Source organism: Shewanella glacialipiscicola (assembly GCF_023283485.1).
Taxonomy (GTDB): Bacteria; Pseudomonadota; Gammaproteobacteria; order Enterobacterales; family Shewanellaceae; genus Shewanella; species Shewanella glacialipiscicola.
In genome coordinates, this window is record NZ_JAKILU010000002.1 from 162,420 (window position 1) to 184,463 (window position 22,044).

Consider the following 22,044-nt stretch of genomic DNA (forward strand, 5'->3'; position numbering starts at 1 on the left):
TGCGGTTTTTTATTTTTTGTGTTTAATCGGACTAAAAGCCTACTGCTACGGTTCATTCTCCGCACAATAAGCTCATCTACACAGTTTTATGGGCGATATACTTTCACGTTGCTGTAACCTTGCTCAATTAAATACAGCGCCTGCAATTTACTCATCACCCCGCGCTCACAATACAATAAATAAGTCTTTTGCTTATCGAGATCGGCAAACTGAGTCGCTAATTTGAAGAAAGGAATTTGTTTGATCTCTACCCCTTCAATTTGCAACGGCTTACGCTCTTCTTCTTCGGGAGCGCGAATATCAATAACCACTTCATTAGCATCAATACTGGCAACCGTTTCAGTCTCAGTTATCTGAGTATCCATTTGTTCAGCTATTTCCCTGATATCGATAGTGACAGATTGAGCGATGATTTGATCAATCAAGTCCTCTGAGAATTTTTTCTCTTCCGCTTCGACTTTAGCGAGTACCGCCTTCACCGTAGGCTTTTGCGAAATAACGCCGCAGTATTCAGGCATCGATTTAGCAAAGTCTTCAGTACCAATTCGGCGACTCTCATTAATAATATCTTGCTTATCCATGGCTATCAGCGGACGTAAAATTAACAGCTCTGTACAACGGTCAATCACGTTAAGGTTGGTTAACGTCTGGCTAGACACTTGGCCTAAGCTCTCACCGGTCACCAGTGCTTGAATGCCCATACGTTCAGCAATACGCGCCGCAGTGCGCATCATCATACGCTTAAGCACAACACCCATTTGACCGTTATCAATACGCTCTAAAATCTGTTCTACAACAGGTTCAAAAGGGATTGAAATGAATTTAACTTTATGCGATTCACCGTAGGTTTTCCATAAATGGTAGGCAACTTGCTTAACACCAATTTCATGCTGAGCGCCGCCCAAATTAAAGAAGCAGTAATGGGTACGAGCGCCTTTTTTGATAAATTGATAGCTAGAGACCCCTGAATCAAAACCACCCGAAATCAATGACAATACATCTTCCTGTGTCGCCATTGGGAAACCGCCTAAGCCTTCAATACGCTTAGTGACCATGTACAGATTATCGCGGTCAATTTCGAGGTTAACGGTAATATCTGGATTTTTTAAACGCACGCCAACAGCATCAGTAAACTGATTTAAGCCGCCACCAACATAACGCTCAACCTCAATCGACTTAAAATCATGATCGCCAGAACGTTTCACTCGCACGCAAAAAGTTTTGCCCGCAAGTTGGTCGCGATAAACTGGTAAAACTTGCTGATAAATATCATCCACAGATTCAAAGCTGTATTCATCAACTTGCACAACGTGTGCAATACCCGGAATACATGCCAGACGCTCACCAAAGGCTTGGGCTAACTCAGGTTTGTCCTTAGGTACCATTACCATAATGCGATCCCATTGACGTTGGACCTTAGCGTCTTCATCAACTTTTTTCAGCACATTACGAATATTGGTTTCGAGCATTTTGGTGAAGCGCATACGAACCGGTTTGCTCTTCATCATGATTTCTGGATACAGCTTTACAATAAACTTCATGGGATTTCCGCGGGCAATTTTTAAACAGTAAAATTGGCTAAAATAATAATCGGAGGATTATATACCCAAACGACCTAAAAATGCGAGTTTCAGCATGCTTACATCGTCGCAATTTAAGACATTTTCGAGCCTAAAACTGAGCCGGATTTAAGTCGATTTAAGCACTGAAAACTCTCCAAAATTAACATTCTATTGCAATAGGATAAACTGAATTCCACTTTATTTTGGCCCTAAAAATCGTCGCCAAAAGATAAAAACACCTATTTTGCGCATAAAAAAAGCCGCGATATTATCGCGGCTTTAGCACAAACGTAAATAGGTATATTAGCGGTTACTTTCCTATTTGGATTTCTTCCGATTCTTTCGCCTTACCTTGCTCAATGGCAATTTCAACCCTACGGTTACGGGCACGATCATCCGGTGAATCGTTTGGCACTATCGGGTTGTTCGAGGCCATACCTACGACTTTCATTCGTTTCGAATCAAAACCTTTAACCTGCAATAACTCATGGGCTACGGCGACCGCACGTTTACTGGATAAATCCCAGTTAGAGCTATAGAGCTCATCGCTAATTTGCATATCATCAGTGTAACCTGAGACAGTAATAATCCCTGGCACATCTTTTAAAAGCTCACCCACAGATCGTACTACGGGTTTAAAGCGAGGTTGCAAAAAACCTGATCCCGAGGCAAACGAGCCCTTTTCACGGATACGGATAATAATCTGCTGACCTAAAGACTCAATTTCAATCGAACCATCGATAATTTCTTTATTGAGCTCTAGTGCCATTCTTTTAACTTGCTCGTTGATCTTGTCCTGCGCAGCGGTTGCTTCAGCTTCAACCGCCTTGGCAATATCTTGCGTCGTAGCACTTGCCTCACCACCGCGCTGAGAACCATCTTGTTGTTGTGAGCCACCAGAACTATCGTCTTCACCCGCTTTATAATCCAGCACAGGCTCAGTCATTTCGTTGGTTTGCTGATTGATAATCTCAATCGGCGTGGGATCAGGACGGCCGGGTCTAAACTCTAATGCAATAACCGAAGTTCCTTTCGGTATGTCTTTCAGTTCAACTTTATTTTGTACGCCAAAAGCATATTTCATCGAGCCCGCGATCTGCTTAAACTTCATCACGTCCATTTCAGAGAATGACAATAACAAGACGAAGAAACACATCAACAACGACATCAAGTCGGCAAATGTTGCCAACCAGGCCGGTGCTCCTGGCGGTGGACAGTTGCACTTAGCCATGGGCTACTCTCCGTCCGTTGTATCGATTTTACGATTTTTTTCAGCTAAATAATTTTTTAAGAAACCTTCAATTACGCGGGGGTTTTGTCCATCTTGGATAGCAAGTACGGCATCCATAATCAAATTACGATTAAGCATCTCTTCCCCCATTCGCAGCGATAATTTATCTGCAACCGGAATAGCGACCATATTTGCCATCATGGAACCGTATAATGTGGTTAACAGCGCAACCGCCATAGAGGGGCCAATCGATTTCGGATCCGACATATTAGACAGCATGGCAACAAGACCTACGAGCGTACCTATCATCCCCATTGCTGGGCCAACATCACCAATAGCTCTAAATATGGCAACCCCAGTGCGATGACGCTCTTCGGTCAGGGAAATATCTTTCTCTAATGCTGCACGGACGACTTCGCCATCGTGACCATCAACAAGCATATCGACGGCTTTTTGCATAAAACTATTGGTAATTTGTGCTTCTTCTAAGGCTAAAAAGCCACCTTTACGTGCCGCATCGGCCATGGTGACGGCTTGCTCAATTAAATCTTCAGGTTTATCAATCTTAAATATGAAGGCTTTCGCTGCGATTTTTACTGCACCCAAAAATTGCTTAAGATTAAACTTCATCATAACGACGAAGAAAGACCCACCAAACACAATAAGGATCGAGGGCACATCAACGAAAATCATTAAACCGCCACTGGTCACCATAGCGCCGAGAATAAAAACAAAGGCACCCACTATTCCAATTATTGTTGCTAAATCCACGACGGCTCCTCAATTTTTGTCATAAACAACATCATACTTACTCCGAGTAAGCAATGGCACTCAGATAACCAACTGAGTTAAAGAATCCGACTAAGCCCACGTGCGAGCCTTGTGTATCGAGTTCAAAATTACGATACAAATGATGATACTATTGTCAGTTATCGGACATACACTAAGCAAGTTTAGCGACTATTTATATTTTCTGGAAAAAATTCAGTTACAAAGCGTGCTATTGAGCAAATATTTATGGTCTGAATTTGACCCTCGTGTCGCCCTGATATACCTTGTGTCCGCTAAATTAAAGGAAATATACACGTGGCTAAAAAACCCGAAAATCTCAGTTTCGAAGAATCCCTTGGTGAGCTAGAGCGCATCGTCGCCGATTTAGAGCAAGGCGATATCTCACTCGATGATGCATTAAAACAATTTGAACGTGGCATTAGTCTGGTTCGAAACAGTCAAGCTAAACTCGAACAAGCTCAACAAAAAGTGGCCATCTTATTGAAGCCAGATGAAAATGCGCCGCTGTCTTCCTATGCCGTCGAGGGCGAATAAGCATGTTAACCTGTGCTATTCAAGAATATCAACAACGCGTTGATCATCAATTAAAACAGCGCCTTAGTATGCTTGAAGATATTGCGCCACAATTAAAAGCCGCCATGGCCTATGGGGCTTTATTGGGCGGAAAACGCATTCGTCCATTTCTGGTTTACAGTATCGGTCGCATGTTTAGTGTCGAGCTCGAGAAATTAGATGCGTGCGCGGCTGCGATTGAATGTATCCATGCTTATTCACTTATTCATGACGATTTACCCGCCATGGATAATGATGAGCTGCGCCGTGGTCAGCCCACAGTGCATATCGCTTTTGATGAAGCGACCGCTATTTTAGCAGGAGATGCGCTGCAAACCTTAGCATTTGAAATTATTACTGAAGCCGTGCCTGGCATCAGTAATGAACAACATATTGCTATGGTCAGAGTATTAGCTAAAGCTTCCGGTTATCGCGGTATGTGCGGTGGTCAAGCAATAGACTTAGCCTCGACCAATAAAAATATTGATATTAACGAGCTCACTAAGCTACACAATATGAAAACCGGTGCACTTATTAGCTGCGCCGTTGAGTTAGCTTTAATTGCCGCTAACGCACCTAAAGCTCACTATACTGCTATGATGGATTTTGCCCACGCCATCGGGCTCGCCTTCCAAGTACAAGACGATATTCTCGACATCATAGCCACTACCGAAGAGCTAGGTAAACCGCAAGGCTCTGATACAGAATCAAATAAGAGTACTTTTCCACAACTACTTGGACTACAAGGTGCACAAGACACCGCAAAAAAACTGGTCCAAGAGGCACTATCAGTGCTGGCTAAATTGCCCTACAATAGTCAGTTAATTGCAGATTTCGCCCGCTATATCATTGAGCGAAGAATATAATAAGAGTCGAAGTATCTCGCTATGAGTTTGGACATTTCTCAGTTTCCCGTGTTGGCACAGGCCAACACCCCTAATGAACTCCGCCAACTTCCTCAGGCACTTTTACCACAAGTAGCCGATGAATTACGTGAGTTCCTTCTTAAGTCTGTTGGCATGTCCAGCGGACATTTTGCCTCTGGCCTTGGCACGGTAGAGCTTACCGTTGCATTGCACTATGTCTACAATACTCCTTTTGACCGTTTGATTTGGGATGTTGGCCATCAAGCCTATCCGCATAAAATCCTCACGGGTCGTCGCGATAAGATGCAGACCATTCGGCAAAAAGATGGTCTACATCCTTTCCCATGGCGCGAAGAAAGTGAGTACGACACTTTCAGTGTTGGCCATTCAGGTACCTCAATCAGCGCAGCACTGGCGATGGCCATTATCGCTGAAAAAGAGCAAGCAGGTCGTAAGGTCGTTGCCGTAATCGGTGATGGAGCGATGACCGGTGGTATGGTGTTTGAGGCCATGAACCACGCAGGCGACTTACATAATGACATGCTTGTTGTTTTGAATGACAACGAAATGTCGATTTCTGAAAATGTCGGTGCGCTTAATAATCATTTAGCACAACTGATGTCAGGCCGGTTCTACACCACTTTGCGCGAAGGCGGCAAGAAAGTGTTGAAAGGCATGCCCGTCATCAAAGAAATGGCTAAGCGTACTGAAGAACACCTTAAAGGTATGGTGGTTCCAGGCACTTTATTTGAAGAGTTAGGTTTCAATTATATTGGCCCAATTGATGGCCACGATGTTGATGCTCTGGTCGAGACCATGCGCAATATGCGTAATCTTAAAGGTCCACAGGTGTTACACATCATGACTAAGAAAGGTCGTGGTTATGAACCGGCAGAAAAAGACCCAATCGGTTGGCATGCAGTGCCTAAGTTTGATCCTACACAGTTTAAAAAACCGGCCACAAAACCCGGTTTACCGACCTTTTCGCAAGTGTTTGGTAAATGGTTATGCGACATCGCCGAGCAAGATGAAAAAGTATTAGCGATTACCCCAGCCATGCGCGAAGGTTCGGGCATGGTGGAGTTTTCCCAACGCTTCCCGAAACAATATTTTGATGCCGCGATAGCCGAACAACACGCCGTAACCCTAGCGGCGGGTTTTGCCTGCGAAGGTTACAAACCGGTAGTGGCAATTTACTCCACATTTTTGCAACGCGCCTACGATCAGCTGATTCACGATGTAGCACTGCAACAATTACCGGTATTATTTGCCATTGATCGCGGCGGTATTGTCGGTGCGGATGGGCCAACCCATCAAGGCGCATTTGATTTAAGCTTTATGCGCTGCATACCAAACATGGTCATTATGGCGCCTTCGGACGAAAATGAATGTCGCCAAATGCTCTATACCGGTTATTGCTATAACGCTGGCCCAAGTGCAGTGCGCTACCCTAGAGGCTGTGCAACAGGTGAAACTCAGGTCGAAGCCATGACAGCCTTACCGATAGGTAAAGGCATAGTGAAACGTGTTGGTCAACGCGTTGCCATTCTCAACTTTGGTACGACTTTAGCTTCAACATTAACTGCAGCTGAAAGCTTAAATGCAACTGTGGTCGACATGCGCTTTGTAAAACCACTTGATGTTGAACTGGTTAAAGAAATGGCTCAAAGCCATGACGTACTGGTGACTGTGGAAGAAAACGCAATTATGGGCGGTGCTGGTTCTGGCGTCCTTGAATTACTACAGAAGTTAAGAATACCTAAGTCTGTACTGCAAATCGGTTTACCTGATGAGTTTATTAAGCACGGCTCACCAGAGGAGGTCACCCACGACTTACAACTGGATGCAGAAGGCATATTGGCGCAAATTAATACCTATTTAGCACAATAAGCTATTGAGCTTTAGAGGCGCTATTTTGTAGGTAGTTATTTTTTAAGATAGCATTTTGTAAGGTGCTAGTTTGTAAAACATTAGCTACTCTCATAATATTTCGACCATAAAAAAGGACTGCTATTGCAGTCCTTTTTTTGTTGCTGTCTTTATAACAGCTGCCGAGCCAATAAAGCTTAAGCTTGGATATCTATCGTTGCGCTTTCTTGGTTAGGGCCACCCTGTGACACCATCACCATCGCTGGGCGCAGTAAGCGACTGTTCAGCTCATAACCCTTTTGCATCACCAACATCACAGTGTTAGCAGGGAATTCAGCGCTTGGCTGCATGCCAATCGCTTGATGTTGATCTGGGTTAAATGACTCACCTTGTGGGTCAATTTGCTTAACACCAAATTTAGCCACCGCGGTAAGCAAGCTTTTTTGAGTTAACTCAACGCCTTGATAAATCGCTTTCGTCGCGTCATCTTCTGGGTTTGTACCCATTAAAGCGCGTTCCATATTATCAAGTACTGGCAAAAGTTCACCCGCGAACTTTTCCAAGGCAAACTTATTCGCTTTTTCCACATCCATTGCAGCACGACGACGAATATTATCGACCTCGGCGGCGGCGCGGATCACTGAATCCTTCTGTTCTTCAACTTTCGCCAAAGCTTCAGCGAGTAACTGTTCTAGCTCTTCAATGCGGAAATTTGCCTGGGTAAGCTCATCGATAAGACTTGCCTCTGTGGTAGATACTTCAGACTCTACACCCTCTTGGATCAGATCCTGTTCTACTTTAATCGATTCGTTGCTCATTTTCACTCCAGCTAAAAATGCTTTGTTTCTGAAATACTCTGGGCATATTATGGGGATCAATTTTGATGTTTCAAGGCCTAAGGGCAGATCTAGCATAAATATGACCACAAAGTTTCACACTATCGGCCTAATCGGCAAACCTCATCATCAAGGGACTAACCAAACCTTAAAACGTCTGCACTATTGGCTGACAATGCAAGGCTTTGAAGTATTAGTTGAAGAGCGTGTTGCAGCCGAATTAGGACCCAGCATAGAGGCCTTCGATTTACTCGAAATTGGTGCGCGCTGCGACTTAGCCATCGTCGTCGGTGGAGACGGTAATATGCTCGGTGCTGCAAGGGTATTAGCCCGTTTCGACTTAGGCGTCATTGGCGTCAACCGCGGTAATTTGGGCTTTTTAACTGATTTACCTCCCGACACCTTCGAAGAAGCTCTTGCCAAAGTACTCGACGGTGAGTTCGATACCGAGCATAGGTTCTTACTTGAAGCTGAGGTGTATCGCAACGGAGAGCTTAAAGCGAGTAATACTGCAGTGAATGAAGCAGTACTCCATCCGGGTAAAATTGCTCACATGATTGAATTTGAAGTCTATATTGACGATCAATTCATGTACAGCCAACGTGCTGATGGCATGATAGTGTCAACGCCAACAGGCTCAACAGCCTATGCACTTTCTGCAGGAGGCGCGATTCTTACGCCTAATCTACAAGCTCTGATCTTGGTGCCTATGTTTCCACACACATTATCTTGTCGTCCGATTGTGGTTGATGCTTGCAGCACCATTAAGATGGTAGTTTCACCTGAGAATGGTGAAAACCTAGAGGTCAGTTGCGATGGCCACGTCCATTTAGCCGTATTACCCGGTGATGAAATCATAGTGCGGCGTAGTTCTGAACGTTTACGACTTATTCACCCTAAAGGTCATAATTACTTTCATGTATTACGCACTAAATTAGGTTGGGGCAGCAAATTATTTTAAGTCAGTATCATGTTATCGATACCCTTCTAAAAGAGACATACCGTCTCTTTTTTTATTAATATAAATCCTTCCCTCTACCGCATTCAAATATTCAATTCTCATTAGCAACAATATGACTCTATCGCCCTAGGTTTGATTTAGTGCTAAACATATTCTTGATAGGATTTAGTGACTCGTTAAAAAGCTAAAAAAACTTAATTAACGGTAATTTAATTTCAAATTGATATAAAACCAATTAAGTGACACTCATCACAATAAAATAGCACTCACTGAATAGGAGATCTGAGTCACATAATAAAAACAACCAACAAAACCAATAAATAACATTAAAAACAAATCATTACCAATAACTGCATTAGGGTTTTATATTTAAATATCTTTAAAAAAGCGACACGCATCACATGTTTAATGTGTAATTAAAACACCAAAAACTACTCATTAATGAAATAAGCTGATCGGTTTATTGCATTTTTAACTTAAGACGGGTGTTGCAAGTCAGTTTTTATAACGAAAATCATTGTAATTAAAAATAGATATAACCAAAGTTAACATGCGCCACCTCATCTAAGTGATTAGGCTCACATATAGCAACATCTATTGAGTGAAGTACCCCGCAGCACGGTAAATTAGCATTTCATATAGCGGTGAAAATGATCTAGATCATATTAGTAAAACTCACAATAACGTTTAGTACACAACACAGAATGTCGAGACCATAAGAACTTGCAATATTAATTGCTGTTTTATAGGTCAGGGAAATCGACATCAAAGCTGATGAAAATTCTAATATTAATAATAAGACAGACCACTTGATGAAGAGGCAAGCATGACAATACTTCAACTCCTCGCCAGCTTGACGCCGGTAATCAGCGTAATGCTATTTTTAGTGTTACTCAGAATGCCCGCATCAAAGGCGATGCCCATTTCAATGCTAGTCACTGCGCTCGCCGCCGTGTTTATCTGGCAAATGGATACCACATTACTGGCGGCATCGGTCCTTGAAGGGCTGCTATCTGCTATTACTCCACTCACCATTATTTTTGGCGCAGTGTTCTTACTTAACACCCTGAAATATTCAGGGGCAATGGATACTATCCGCGCAGGCTTTACTAACATCAGTGCCGATGCCCGTGTACAAGTCATCATCATTTGTTGGTTATTTGGTGCCTTTATTGAAGGCAGTGCCGGCTTTGGTACTCCAGCCGCTATTGGTGCGCCGCTGTTAGTATTATTAGGTGTTCCCCCTATTGCCGCAGCTGTGGTCGCGCTAATTGCCGATTCGGCGAGCGTGTCCTTTGGCGCGATTGGTCTACCCGTACTCTTTGGTATGGAACAAGGTTTAATGCAAGGCGGCGTAAGTATGGCCTCTGCGCAAATTGCTGAGCATGGCGGCACCTACGCTGACTTCGCGCAGTTTATTGCTATGCACATGATCACTATAGACTTAATCACAGGCTCGTTAATCCCATTGGTGATGGTCACTATGTTAACCGGCTTTTTTGGTCGCAATAAATCCTTTAAAGAAGGCTTAGCGATTTGGAAGTTTGCGATTTTTGCAGGCCTTGCTTTTACCGTCCCCGCTTGGATTATCAACTATATTGCTGGCCCAGAATTCCCCTCGGTTATCGGTTCTTTAGTCGGTATGGCAATGGTGATCCCTGTGGCACGTAAAGGTTATTTACTGCCTAAAACCCCTTGGAATGATTTTGCCGAGAATGATGCCCAAGAAGGTGTAAAAATTGAAACAACCGTCCGTTTTTCACAAATAGCCGCTTGGACGCCTTATATCATTATGGCGGCGCTGCTGGTGTTATCACGCACAGTTGCACCGTTAAAAGCATGGTTATCGGGCTTTAACATCAGTTGGACAGGTCTAATGGGCACTGAACTTAAGGCCAGCTTTGCCACTTTATACGCACCCGGCATTTTCTTCATTGTCGTGTGTATCTTAGGTTTCTTCCTGTTCAGAATGAAAAGCCCTGCGATAAAACAAACGATTGGTGTGTCATGTAAATCCATGTTACCCACCATTATTTCACTCGGCGCGTCAGTGCCTATGGTAAAAATCTTCTTAAACTCTGGTGTCAATGGAGCAGGCTTAGCCTCAATGCCAGTTGCATTAGCCGACATGCTGGCGCACTCAATGGGTTCTGTGTGGGCTTGGATGTCGCCTATTGTTGGTATTTTCGGCGCCTTTCTATCGGGTTCTGCGACCTTCTCCAATATGATGTTCTCAGGCCTGCAATACAGTGTGGCCGATAATATCGGCATGAATCACGCATTAGTGCTAGCCCTACAGGGCATAGGTGCCAACGCAGGCAACATGATGTGTGTAATGAACGTAGTTGCGGCCGCAACGGTCGTAGGTATGGCAGGACGAGAGTCTGAGATTATTCGTAAGACAATGCCCGTTGCCATTGGTTATGCATTATTGGCAGGTACGATAGCCACACTATGGGGTGGCTTCTAAGCCCACTGAAATCCAAGGCCGCTTCGGCGGCTTTGGTCATTTATTGCGTTAAGAGAGTAGCCTTATGTCCATTAATTATAACGCTGTATATCAAGACCTCATTAAACAGCTCGGTGAGTCTGCCGTATCCAATGATCCTGTGCGCCGTTTTGCTTGGTCTACCGATGCGAGTTATTTTCGCATTGTGCCTGAAATCGTAGTACATGCAGATAACCTTACACAAGTAAAACATACCCTTGCCGTTGCCCGCGCCTACAAGGTACCAGTTACCTTTCGCGCAGCAGGCACCAGTTTATCGGGCCAAGCCATTGGTGAAGGCATTTTGCTGATGTTAGGCCACGACGGCTTTAGAACCATTGAAGTGAGCGCCGACAGTCAAAAAATCACCCTAGGCGCAGCGGTGATTGGCGCAGATGCCAACGCTGTATTGCGGCCACTGGACAAAAAAATTGGCCCTGACCCTGCCACATTAGCCTCGGCAATGGTGGGCGGTATCGTGTCAAACAACGCCTCTGGTATGTGCTGCGGCACAGCGCAAAACAGTTATCAAACTATCGCCTCGGCTAAGTTACTGTTTGCCGATGGTACTGAATTAAATACTGGTTGCGATAAATCCAAAGCGGCATTTGCTAAATCCCACGGCGAATTATTAGATTCATTGACCGCATTAGCCAAACTCACTCGCAGTAATGACGTCCTTACGCAGCGCATTCGTAAAAAATACTCCATCAAAAACACCACAGGTTACAGCATCAACTCTTTGGTTGATTTCGAAGAGCCATTTGAGCTCATCAACCACTTGATTGTGGGCGCCGAAGGCACCTTAGCCTTTGTTGAAGAAGTCACTTACCACACAGTCGATGAAGCCAAGTTTAAAGCCTCCGCCATGGCAGTATTCTTTAATATGGTCGATGCCGCCAGCGCTATTCCACCAATTATTGGTCACAGTGTTGCCGCCGCCGAATTACTTGACTGGGCATCCATCCAAGCCGTTACCGGTAAAAAAAGCATGCCAGATTGGCTCAGCACATTGCCAGAAGGCGCAGCCATTTTGCTGATTGAATCCCGCGCCAATGATGCACAAACATTAGAAAGTTATACCCAAGATGTGATTGCTAAACTCGCACATCTTAAAACTGAACGCCCTATTACCTTCAGTAGCGATGCCAGTGTTTACAGCAAATACTGGGCAATGCGCTCAGGTTTGTTCCCCATTATTGGCGGCGAGCGCCCTAAGGGCAGCTCAGTTATTATTGAAGACGTCGCCTTTAACGTTGAGCATTTAGCCGAAGCGGCGGCAGATTTAACCCAACTGTTCCATAAACACGGCTATCCTGAAGGCGTCATTTATGGCCATGCCTTAGCGGGTAACTTCCACTTTATCATCACGCCGACTTTTGCCTCACAAACCGATATCGACCGTTTCCAAGGCTTTATGCAAGATGTCGCTGAAATGGTGATCCATAAATACGACGGTTCGATGAAAGCCGAACACGGCACCGGCCGCGCGGTAGCGCCCTTTGTTGAAATGGAATGGGGCGCCGATGCCTACACCTTGATGAAACGCATCAAGCATATTTTTGACCCACAAGGCTTGCTCAACCCCGGCGTTATCTTGAACGATGACAGCACAGTGCATGTAAAAAACATTAAGCCCTGCCCTGTGGTTGATGATTTTATCGATAAGTGTATTGAATGTGGATTTTGTGAAAAAACCTGTCCAACATCGGCACTTAACTTCTCACCACGCCAACGTATTGCCACCTTGCGTGAAATCGAGCGCTTAGAGCAGTCCGGTGATAAAGCCGCAGCAGCCGAAATGCGCGCCGCCGCTAAATACGATGTAGTTGATACCTGCGCCGCGTGTCAGCTTTGTACCATTGCCTGTCCAGTGGATAACAGCATGGGCCAATTGGTACGTAAACTGCGCACGCCGTACATCAGCACCACTGAACAAAAAGTATTAGATTTCCAAGCCAAACACTTTGGCGCAGTTAACCAGGTTATCAGTTCAGGTTTTGACATGCTCGGCGTGATCCACAAGATCACCGGCGATGGCATCACCCATGCATTAATGAAAACCGGCCGTTTGATTTCTAAAGAAGTGCCGTATTGGAACCCAGATTTCCCGAAAGGCGGCAAGCTGCCAACACCATCACCGGCAAAAGTAGGCCAAGAAACGGTGGTCTACTTCCCTGCCTGTGGCGGCAGAACTTTTGGCCCAACGCCAAAAGACCCTGATAACCGCACTTTGCCAGAAGTAGTCGTTACGCTGCTGGAACGCGCGGGTTATAACGTGATTACCCCTGAGAAAACCCGCGATTTATGTTGCGGCCAGATGTGGGAATCTAAGGGCGATTTTAAAAACGCCGATGCCAAACGCCAAGAGCTTATCGATGCGGTGAGCAAGATGACCCATGGTGGCAAGCTGCCCGTAGTGGTCGATGCCTTGTCTTGCACCTACCGCACTTTGTCGGGTAATCCCAAAGTACAAATTATCGACTTAGTTGAATTTATGCACGACAACTTACTGACTAAGCTCAACATTAGCAAAAAAGTTAATGTGGCTCTGCACTTAGGTTGTAGCGCACGCAAGATGAAACTTGAGCCTAAGATGCAAGCAATCGCCGATGCTTGTTCAGCGCAAGTGCTAAAACCTGCGGGAATTGACTGCTGCGGTTACGCGGGTGAAAAAGGTTTGTATAAGCCTGAAATCAACGCCAGCGCACTGCGTAATATCAAAAAACTGATCCCGGTCGAGATTAAAGAAGGCTATTACGCCAACCGTATGTGTGAAGTCGGCCTCACTCAGCACAGTGGTATTTCCTATCGCCACTTAGCTTATCTGCTCGAAGAGTGCAGCCGCTAATGTAGGGTAACAACCGCTTAAACGAGGCAATGTTTTGCCTCGTTTAAGCATATCAGCGCGTTATTCTCATTTATTGACAATTAGATTTTTTAATAAATAAAATCTAGAGAATAATTACTTTTTAGTAAACATAATCAATAGATTAAAATATTCTCATTTATGAGAATATCAACAAGATCATTTACTAAATTAGTGCTACTTATTCTGTTAAGAACAGCCTATATTGGATTAACCACCTTATAATCTGTATGGACTTTAGGTCATGCAGCAAGGCAATGTCGTTCACTAATAAGAAAGAGAAAACACCATGAAAATCGCCCTTTTCATCCCGTGTCTAGTCAATCAAATGATGCCTGAGGTTGCCATTGCCACCTTAGAGCTATTAGAAAAACTCGGACACCAAGTGATTCTACCTGCGGGTCAAACCTGTTGTGGTCAGCCAATGACCAACTCAGGTTGCTTTGATGCCGCCCGCAGTACCACCCTTAAATTACTTAACGCTTTTAAGGGCGTAGAATGCGACGCCATTGTTTGCCCTGCCGCCTCTTGTTTAGTGGCTGCCAAAGAAAACTTCCACGAGTTTGATAGCAGCCCAGAAGCACAAGCTGTGATCAACAAACTCTATGAGCTTACTGAGTTTTTACACGATATCGCGCCAATCCCCGCCTTTACCAAGCCCTTCGCGCACAAAATCAGCCTGCAACTGAGTTGCCATGGCATACGCATGTTGAACCTCGCCACCCCAAGTGAGCAAATGGGGCCAAGATTCAACAAAGTCGAAGCCGTATTAGCAAATATTGGCGGCATAGACATAGTCTATCCCGACCGCCGTGACGAATGCTGTGGCTTTGGTGGCACCTTCGCCGTGGACGAAGGCGCAGTGTCAGCCAAAATGGGTAAGGACAAAGCCCAAGCCCACGCCGCAACGGGTGCCGAATATGTGGTGGGTTTTGATCCATCATGTTTATTACACCTCGATGGCATGATCCGCAAACAGCAGTTGCCGATTGAAACTCGCCACATAGCCCAAGTGCTGAACGCTACACTCTAGGAGACTCATCATGGCTTACAATCATAATCACGAAGCGAGTCAGGGCTCACAAAACCATGCCCATAAAGCCGATATTTTTTGCCGCGACGAAACCCGTGTCGACTGGCATTCAAAAGCCCTGTGGATGCTCAGAGAAAAACGTGACCGCGCCGCAGGTAGCATTCCAGAATGGGAACAACTGCGTCAGTTAGGCTCAGAAATAAAACTCCACACGTTAACCCATCTTGCCCAATATCTTGAAACCTTTGAACAAAACTGTATCGCTAACAGCATACAAGTCCATTGGGCTAAAGATGGCGCCGAGCATAATCGCATCGTTCACGAGATTTTAGCCCGCCATAAAGTGAAAAAGCTGGTCAAGTCTAAGTCTATGTTGACCGAGGAATGCCATCTCAATCCGTACTTAGAGCAACGCGGTATTGAGGTCATAGATACCGACTTAGGTGAGCGGATTATTCAGCTCGCCAAAATGCCACCATCACACATAGTCGTGCCCGCTATTCACATGAAAAAGGAAGAAGTCGGCGAGCTTTTCCACGAATTATTAGGCACTAAAGCGGGCGAGTCCGACCCCTTATATTTAACCCGCGCCGCCCGCGCGCATTTGCGTGAAAAGTTCCTTACCGCCGATGCAGCCATGACAGGCGTGAACATGGCGATTGCCGATAAAGGCGCCGTTGTGGTCTGCACTAACGAAGGCAACGCCGACATGGGCGCTAACCTGCCTAAGTTGCAGCTGCATTCAATGGGTATCGACAAAGTGGTGCCAGATGTCGATAGCGCAGCTGTTTTGCTACGCACACTGGCGCGCAACGCCACAGGCCAACCCGTCACCACTTATAGCGCCTTTTATCGTGGCCCACAGCCTGAAGGCGAGATGCACATTATTATCGTCGACAATGGCCGCACTGAGATGCTCAAGGATAAAATCCTTGCAGAATCATTGAAGTGTATCCGTTGTGGTGGTTGTCTCAATACCTGCCCTGTGTATCGTCGCTCTGGCGGTTACAGCTACAACTACACCATTCCGGGCCCAATTGGCATCGCCGTAGGCGCTAAGATTGATGACACAAACTCGATTGCTTGGGCCTGTACCTTGTGCGGTAGCTGTACTTATATCTGCCCAACTAAGGTGCCGCTCGATAAAATTATTTTCCACCACAGACGCCTTAAGGCCGAAGCCGGAAAACTCCCCTATGGCAAAAACAGTTACATGCCATTAGTGGGTAAATTTATGGCAAGCGAAACCATGCTGAACTGCTCTATGAGTGTGGCAAGAACCGCGCTGCGCATTCTGCCGGGTAGTCTGTTAAAACCCTTTAGCGGTGCATGGGGAAAATACCGTGAACTGCCCGTTGCCCCAAACTCCAGCTTCGAAGCTTGGTTTAAGAAACACAGGAGCCTATAAGATGTCTAGTAAACTTGAAATTCTCAATGCGCTCAAACTGTCGGCCTTAACAAATCATCCAATGCCAAGCATAGATGTGGCGCCAAGGGGTGACAATCTCATCGGCCAGTTCGAGACCAACCTCAACACTGTCGCGGGTACGCTACATAAAGAAGGTGGCTTAATCGCCCTGCAAGCCAAAGTCGATGAACTTATCGCTCAAGGGTTACAGGTGATCTCTTTAGTTGATGGCGTAACAGCAAACCGCGAAGTGCCACCCACAGCCCATGAGCTAAAAGATATAGATTATGCGGTGATCCCAGGTGACATTGGCGTTGCCGAAAACGGCGCCATTTGGGTAAATAATAAAAATTTAGGCCACAGAGTCACGCCGTTTATCTGTGAAAACCTGATTTTAGCTTTGCCAGCCAATAAAATTGTGCCGAATATGCATCAAGCAGCAAAAGAAATTACCTTAGATGTCGGTGAGTTCGGGGTGTTTATCGCGGGTCCATCAAAAACCGCCGATATCGAACAAGCCCTCGTCGTTGGTGCCCACGGCGCCTGCAGCTTGAACGTGTATTTGCTCTAATGCCTCGCCTGAAAGCCATGATGTAAAGTAACCAAGAAAACACAAAGGTTACGAGATAATCGAAACACAAAAGCCGCCTTCATTGGCGGCTTTCTTATTGAGACTGTAGCGTATCGATAATTTGTTTCGGTTAGGTTACTCACACAGGCTTGCCATGGCATTCACTCGACGACTCGCAGCCAGTCCATCCGTGGATGCTCGATCGTCCCGTTAATCACCTTGGATCGCCTTTTTGACACTAGTATAGCCCGTCGGTTTGAAGGAGATGCACAACACGCTTTTGGACAAATCCTTGTTAAATTGTTAGCTCTAATTTGAGAGTTTCGGATAAAAACTTCTATGGAATAACGCCCTGTTAAGGCGGGAGCAACGGATTAGCACTAAACACAAACACAATAACCGTAAACACCAAGGCTCAATGGGACTGGAAACGCCACGCGTTGACAATCCCATTGAGCCGTTTGTCATGTTCGTAGCTAACGTCTTGCCTCTAATTTTTTAACCAATGTATGCGCAACACGATAAACATCTGATAAGTAATGAACTTCACAAATTTTTACATATTCACGACCATCGTAATCACGACAAACCCTTGGTGCCAATTCAACCTCAAAAGAATTAGCTAAAGTCATTGCAGTATCAACTAAGATCTGTGGATGCTCGTAAGCATTAACCGTCCCGAAATCTTCACCAACTGTAGCTGTCATAATTTCATATGACATTTCCTCACCCAAAATACGCAACACAACTTGGCCTTGGTATACTACAACATACTTTTCTACTGCTTCTAAGCAGCTTTTATCTGATTTTCTAATGTCAAAAATTGCTTGCTTCATCTGTAAAAAACCGAAAGTAAAAAATCTGGCCATCCATTTTAGATCAACAACATAATGCACTTTTAGTTTGTCTACAACTTGTACGAGCTAAAATGGCTTAAATTACAGTCACCAAAAGTTGAAGGGCTAAAGCTGAGGCATAAAAATGAGTTAACTCATTAAAAAATTGGTATTTAAGACATGTTAATCCACCCAATAAAACAAATGGGCAGTGATTAGTTTGGTTAAGCAGGATTACAGTTAGTTACTGTGAAAGTGCTGACAGCTTGCCGCAAAGTGCCGTCGTCGCTTTTCTAAATATTCGCAGTAATCAGTAAGTTCTTGCAGCGTACCCACTGGGCCATGAAATAGCTTACCAAACTCAGTAGTGAGCTTGAGCCAATTGCCATGGGGGATACTTATTATTAAATCAAAAGACGGCGAGTCACTGGGCAATAATGACAATGAATGCTGCAAAATTCAGTTAACTTGCTTTAGGCAATTTCAATTTAAAGTGGCAGCGTAAAGAAGCTTACGCTGCCACTCAAGTTTGATGTTTTAAGACGTTACTCGAGCAGTATTGCTTGATTCAAGCTTTATCTATTTGTGCGCCAGACTAAGCACGCAGTAATAGATCCACTCACAAACACCACCAAGTTCTAGCTCGATAAACTACATAAAGGCTTTGGTGAAGGCTTCCTTCGACTGGCGAATATAGTTACGGGCACTTTGGGCGTGTTGTTCCCATACAGAGCGATCGCTTGGGTCGGTGAACGGGTTTTGCTCAGTGGCAATCGAGCGTTCAAACTTATCATAGAAAGTTAGCATGGCCGAGGTGATCTGGTTAAAACGCTCCTTGTATTCTTGAAATTCATCAATCTTCTCAGTGGTTTTAATCATGTATTGCACTAACTCAGCATTGCTATTTGACGCCAATAACGCTTCGGCTTTCGCGCTGATATTGGCACTCGCCTCGGCAATCACCTGCGCGCGAGTTTGCTCGTCTTTACTCATGACTTTGCTGTAATTTTCAGGCGTACGAGCAATGCTGGCATGTTGTAAATAACTGCGTAAGTGTTTATCAAGATCGCGGCGAAACGCATCTAAACTCTTCTGCATGTTAACTAAGTCATTATCTAGCGCGGTGACTAATTGCAGCTCTTTTTCAATTTCAGACATAAAACGTTCGGCTTGCTGATAAATTTTCAGACCATTTTCTTCAGCAAATTTTCGATCGCTGCGACTCAAATCGCCATTGTCATAGTTAGAACGATCAAACGTCGCTGCTACAAATGACTTAAAAGGTTCAGCAAAAGCGGAATAAGCACCGGCACTGACCACGTTTAAGGTGGCCGTGGCTAAGTCACCAAAGGGTTTAACCATAGAACCTAAACGCGCCTGCTGGATAGGTGATGCCACCCGTTTAGTGTCGGTCAATACCGACCTAAAGGTGCTATATCCCATAGGGTTAGACATCTTATTGCGCTCAGATGTCGCGAGCACAAAGGTGATACTGGAATAAATCGCATTCGAGTATTCAAGGTATTGTCTTTGGCTTTCAAGCTGGGCGGCGTAGTTTTTACCTAAGGTGCGGAACGACTCCGACTGCACGTCGTAGTTTTTGTCTTGTTTGAGTTTATCTAAAATCCCACCGATAATTTTCTGCTCATTTTTTTGCAGCGCCATATCGAGGCGAATTTTGTCTAAGCTCAAATCGTCCAGACTGATGGGGCCATTAATGGCCTCAATGTCGAGGCGAATATACTGACGGCTGGGGTCGTCAATAGAGACGCGGTGCGCCAAATACTCATTTGCACCCGGTGTGATATCAATTAAGGCAACATGCTGCCACTGGGCATCAAGTTTTAATACGGGTGAAGTTAATACATTGATTCGATACTGGGTTTGAGTATTTTGGGTTTTTACCCAAAACTCCAATAGCCCCGCTTCGGAAATAGGATACTTACTGACGATACTGCTATTGCCTTCGGCGCACAGCAGCGCACTTTCACCACTGTGTGGTTCAGCGCCTTCAAATTGACAACCCATGATCCACGACCAAGGTTGAGATAAACGATTGCCTTCAAAGTCGCTGGCAAACACTAACTCATTCTCTTTGGCGCTGGCATTCACAGTGGTTAACACGCCAAGCAACAGCATTGAAATGACTGCAGTGGTGCGCATAATAGCCTCATAAGACATAAATTACTAAAATTAACGAGCGAGTCATTCGGCTCAATACCCAGTTATATCAACAGTCAAGCTAACCCAAGGTTATCTGCGAACCCAGCTCCTTTACTAAGGCTATTGCCTCGAAAAGCCAGCACGCTTGAATGAGTTATTTTTGATAGCTGATTAAACCAGCGAAATGTACCAGAGGCCAACATCCCACGCTAGCGCTAAGTCGTGTTTGGCGTAAAAGATAAATATTTAGCCGTTAGCGCCAAGTATTAATGCAGCCGCGCTTCAACTCGTTTCATGGCGTAAAACATCCATATCGTCAAAATAGTGCTACAAGTTGCGAGCGACATCCACACCCCGACCACGCCAAATGCCCAAGCAAAACAGTAGATGATAACAGCAATCAAAATAAGCTTAGCGCCCGTGAGCATAGAGGCTTGTTTTGAACAATTAATCGCTTGAAAGAAACTCGCACCGACTAAAATCAAGCCTTCCATTGGTAAGCCCCAGAAATACCAGTGCATGCCTTCAATCGCCACCGGCGTTAGGTTAGGGTTATCGCCAGCAAACAAATACACTAACCACTCAGGACGAGAATAAATCAGTGCTAAGCCTAAAGCAGCGGTGAGCAGCGTCATACCAAAGGCAATATTGCGCGCTTGTTTAACCCTGTCAAAACGCCCTGCCCCAGCGTTAAAGCTATAAATAGGTTGAGTGCCAAGGGCTATACCCTCAAAAATCAAATAGAAAAACGCCTCGGTATAACTCACCACGCCATAAGCTGCTACGTGTAAGGGGCCGCCAACCCATAAAAAAGCCATGTTGTGCAGGGTTAAGACTATCGATAGATAAAGGTTCATCAACAAGCTCGGTAAACCCACGCGGGCAATGTTGATGCAATTGTCGAATTTGAGTTTCATCTGCTCAAGATTGATTTTAAGCCGAGTGCGAGGGCCGAAAAAATGCTGCAAACATAACAGCCCAGTCACTGCCTGCGACAGCATAGTCGCAATCGCGGCGCCTGCTAAACCAAAGGGAAAAACCACAATAAACAGCCAATCTAACAGAGTGTTTAATACCCCGCCCAAAATCAGCACCCAAGTCACCATGGAGGGGCGGCCGTCATTACGCAGTAGTGTGGTAAAGGTCATTGAAATAATCGGGAAATGACACAGGGCGAAATACCAGAATAGGTATTGGTTAGCATTTTCGAGTATTTCACCTTGCGCCCCGAGGACAATTAAAATATCCCGCGAGAATATCCCCCCCACAAGGGCAAAAAAGCCTCCCGCCAATAAACATAAACTAAAGGCATTACCAATGAGTTTACGGGCTTTAGCGATATTACCTTGACCAAGATTGATTGATACTAATGCCGCGCTGCCCATGCCTATCATAGCGCCAATGGCATACAGGATAGCGCCGACAGGATAAGCTAACATCATCCCCGCAAGGCCCGTTTCACCTAGATAGTGCCCAACGAAAATACCATCAATCGTCACATACACGCCTGTCACCAACATAGAGGCAATGGTGGGTATGGTATAGCGCCAAAAAAGCTTAGTAATCGGCTCCTCAAGCAAACTCATATCCGCTGGAGCATGATTAGATGTTGTTGCTGTCATTCGTATTTCTCACAAAATAAAAGGCAAGGGCCACAGAAAAATGATCGGGCGAACAAAAATGCGGCAGAGGATTGTACCTAAATCCACTCGGAACACAAAGCCCGTTAAGTCGAAAAATGAGCCGTAAAGACTAATTATCACAATGGGTTAAGTGAAAATAGCGCCGTTGCAGCCAAGCTCACAAGCCAAACACAGTTTAATAACAGATACGGGATAACTCATCATTTTTTGCTACTTTTTTGGTGTTTAAAGCTAAATTAGGTAAAGTATCAACCCAAGCATACCCATTCTTGCATTTTTGCGAGATAAAACGATTAATACGTTAACTTTAATCAGTTGATTAATAATGGGTTAATACAAAATAACACCTATAAAAACAATAAGG

The 22,044-nt window shown here is 44.9% G+C and carries 16 protein-coding genes and 1 pseudogene; 9 read left to right on the forward strand and 8 right to left on the reverse strand.

Going from position 1 to position 22,044, the window contains the following annotated elements; translation table 11 throughout:
• Positions 1 to 86: 86 nt before the first annotated feature.
• From thiI to pomA, 3 genes are all read right to left on the reverse strand, one after another.
• Positions 87 to 1,541, reverse strand: a complete 1,455-nt coding sequence (gene thiI / locus L2717_RS02210; protein ID WP_220773476.1) for a tRNA uracil 4-sulfurtransferase ThiI — start codon at positions 1,539 to 1,541, stop codon at positions 87 to 89.
• 331 nt (positions 1,542 to 1,872) lie between these two features.
• Complete coding sequence (locus L2717_RS02215; RefSeq protein WP_220773477.1) at positions 1,873 to 2,793, reverse strand: flagellar motor protein MotB; 921 nt, start codon at positions 2,791 to 2,793, stop codon at positions 1,873 to 1,875.
• Positions 2,794 to 2,796: 3 nt separating this feature from the next.
• A complete protein-coding gene (gene pomA / locus L2717_RS02220; protein WP_220773478.1) occupies positions 2,797 to 3,564 on the reverse strand; it encodes a flagellar motor protein PomA in 768 nt (255 codons plus the stop codon).
• Positions 3,565 to 3,879: 315 nt separating this feature from the next.
• Here pomA and xseB point away from each other — a divergent pair, with 315 nt between their 5' ends.
• From xseB to dxs, 3 genes are read left to right on the forward strand one after another with little or no spacing between them, the layout of a single operon-like run.
• Positions 3,880 to 4,119, forward strand: a complete 240-nt coding sequence (gene xseB / locus L2717_RS02225; RefSeq protein ID WP_220773479.1) for an exodeoxyribonuclease VII small subunit — start codon at positions 3,880 to 3,882, stop codon at positions 4,117 to 4,119.
• A 2-nt stretch (positions 4,120 to 4,121) separates the two neighbouring features.
• Positions 4,122 to 5,003 carry a (2E,6E)-farnesyl diphosphate synthase gene (gene ispA / locus L2717_RS02230; RefSeq protein ID WP_220773480.1) on the forward strand — a complete coding sequence of 294 codons (882 nt, stop codon included), beginning with the start codon at positions 4,122 to 4,124 and terminating at the stop codon, positions 5,001 to 5,003.
• A 21-nt stretch (positions 5,004 to 5,024) separates the two neighbouring features.
• Entirely contained in the window at positions 5,025 to 6,893 is a 1,869-nt protein-coding gene (dxs, locus tag L2717_RS02235; protein ID WP_220773481.1) for a 1-deoxy-D-xylulose-5-phosphate synthase, read from the forward strand.
• A gap of 176 nt (positions 6,894 to 7,069) precedes the next feature.
• Here the strand turns inward: dxs and grpE are convergent, their stop codons facing one another.
• Complete coding sequence (gene grpE / locus L2717_RS02240; protein ID WP_220773482.1) at positions 7,070 to 7,690, reverse strand: nucleotide exchange factor GrpE; 621 nt, start codon at positions 7,688 to 7,690, stop codon at positions 7,070 to 7,072.
• Between the two features lie 100 nt (positions 7,691 to 7,790).
• Between grpE and nadK the strand changes: the two genes are divergently transcribed.
• From nadK to L2717_RS02270, 6 genes are all read left to right on the forward strand, one after another.
• Positions 7,791 to 8,669: an NAD(+) kinase gene (nadK, locus tag L2717_RS02245; RefSeq protein WP_220773483.1), complete on the forward strand. Its 879-nt coding sequence runs from the start codon at positions 7,791 to 7,793 to the stop codon at positions 8,667 to 8,669.
• Positions 8,670 to 9,495: 826 nt separating this feature from the next.
• Positions 9,496 to 11,139, forward strand: a complete 1,644-nt coding sequence (locus L2717_RS02250; protein WP_220773700.1) for an L-lactate permease — start codon at positions 9,496 to 9,498, stop codon at positions 11,137 to 11,139.
• A 64-nt stretch (positions 11,140 to 11,203) separates the two neighbouring features.
• Entirely contained in the window at positions 11,204 to 14,008 is a 2,805-nt protein-coding gene (locus L2717_RS02255; RefSeq protein WP_220773699.1) for an FAD-binding and (Fe-S)-binding domain-containing protein, read from the forward strand.
• A gap of 307 nt (positions 14,009 to 14,315) precedes the next feature.
• A complete protein-coding gene (locus L2717_RS02260) occupies positions 14,316 to 15,059 on the forward strand; it encodes a (Fe-S)-binding protein (protein WP_220773698.1) in 744 nt (247 codons plus the stop codon).
• A 10-nt stretch (positions 15,060 to 15,069) separates the two neighbouring features.
• Positions 15,070 to 16,467, forward strand: a complete 1,398-nt coding sequence (locus tag L2717_RS02265; RefSeq protein ID WP_220773697.1) for a lactate utilization protein B — start codon at positions 15,070 to 15,072, stop codon at positions 16,465 to 16,467.
• Position 16,468: 1 nt separating this feature from the next.
• Entirely contained in the window at positions 16,469 to 17,038 is a 570-nt protein-coding gene (locus L2717_RS02270) for a LutC/YkgG family protein (RefSeq protein ID WP_220773696.1), read from the forward strand.
• 476 nt (positions 17,039 to 17,514) lie between these two features.
• On the opposite strand, the gene L2717_RS02275 is transcribed toward L2717_RS02270, so the two are convergent.
• The 4 genes and pseudogenes from L2717_RS02275 to L2717_RS02290 all read right to left on the reverse strand — a co-directional run bounded on the left by L2717_RS02275 (position 17,515) and on the right by L2717_RS02290 (position 21,659).
• Positions 17,515 to 17,874 carry a hypothetical protein gene (locus L2717_RS02275; RefSeq protein ID WP_220773695.1) on the reverse strand — a complete coding sequence of 120 codons (360 nt, stop codon included), beginning with the start codon at positions 17,872 to 17,874 and terminating at the stop codon, positions 17,515 to 17,517.
• Between the two features lie 240 nt (positions 17,875 to 18,114).
• Positions 18,115 to 18,276: pseudogene (locus L2717_RS02280) on the reverse strand (transposase); the annotation flags it as partial.
• A 249-nt stretch (positions 18,277 to 18,525) separates the two neighbouring features.
• The gene (gene bdpA / locus L2717_RS02285) at positions 18,526 to 20,037 is read right to left on the reverse strand and encodes a BAR domain-like protein A BdpA (protein WP_220773694.1); all 1,512 of its coding nucleotides are present in this window, start codon (positions 20,035 to 20,037) and stop codon (positions 18,526 to 18,528) included.
• 266 nt (positions 20,038 to 20,303) lie between these two features.
• Positions 20,304 to 21,659 (reverse strand): MATE family efflux transporter, encoded by a 1,356-nt coding sequence (locus L2717_RS02290; protein ID WP_220773693.1) that lies wholly within the window; start codon positions 21,657 to 21,659, stop codon positions 20,304 to 20,306.
• Positions 21,660 to 22,044: the final 385 nt, after the last annotated feature.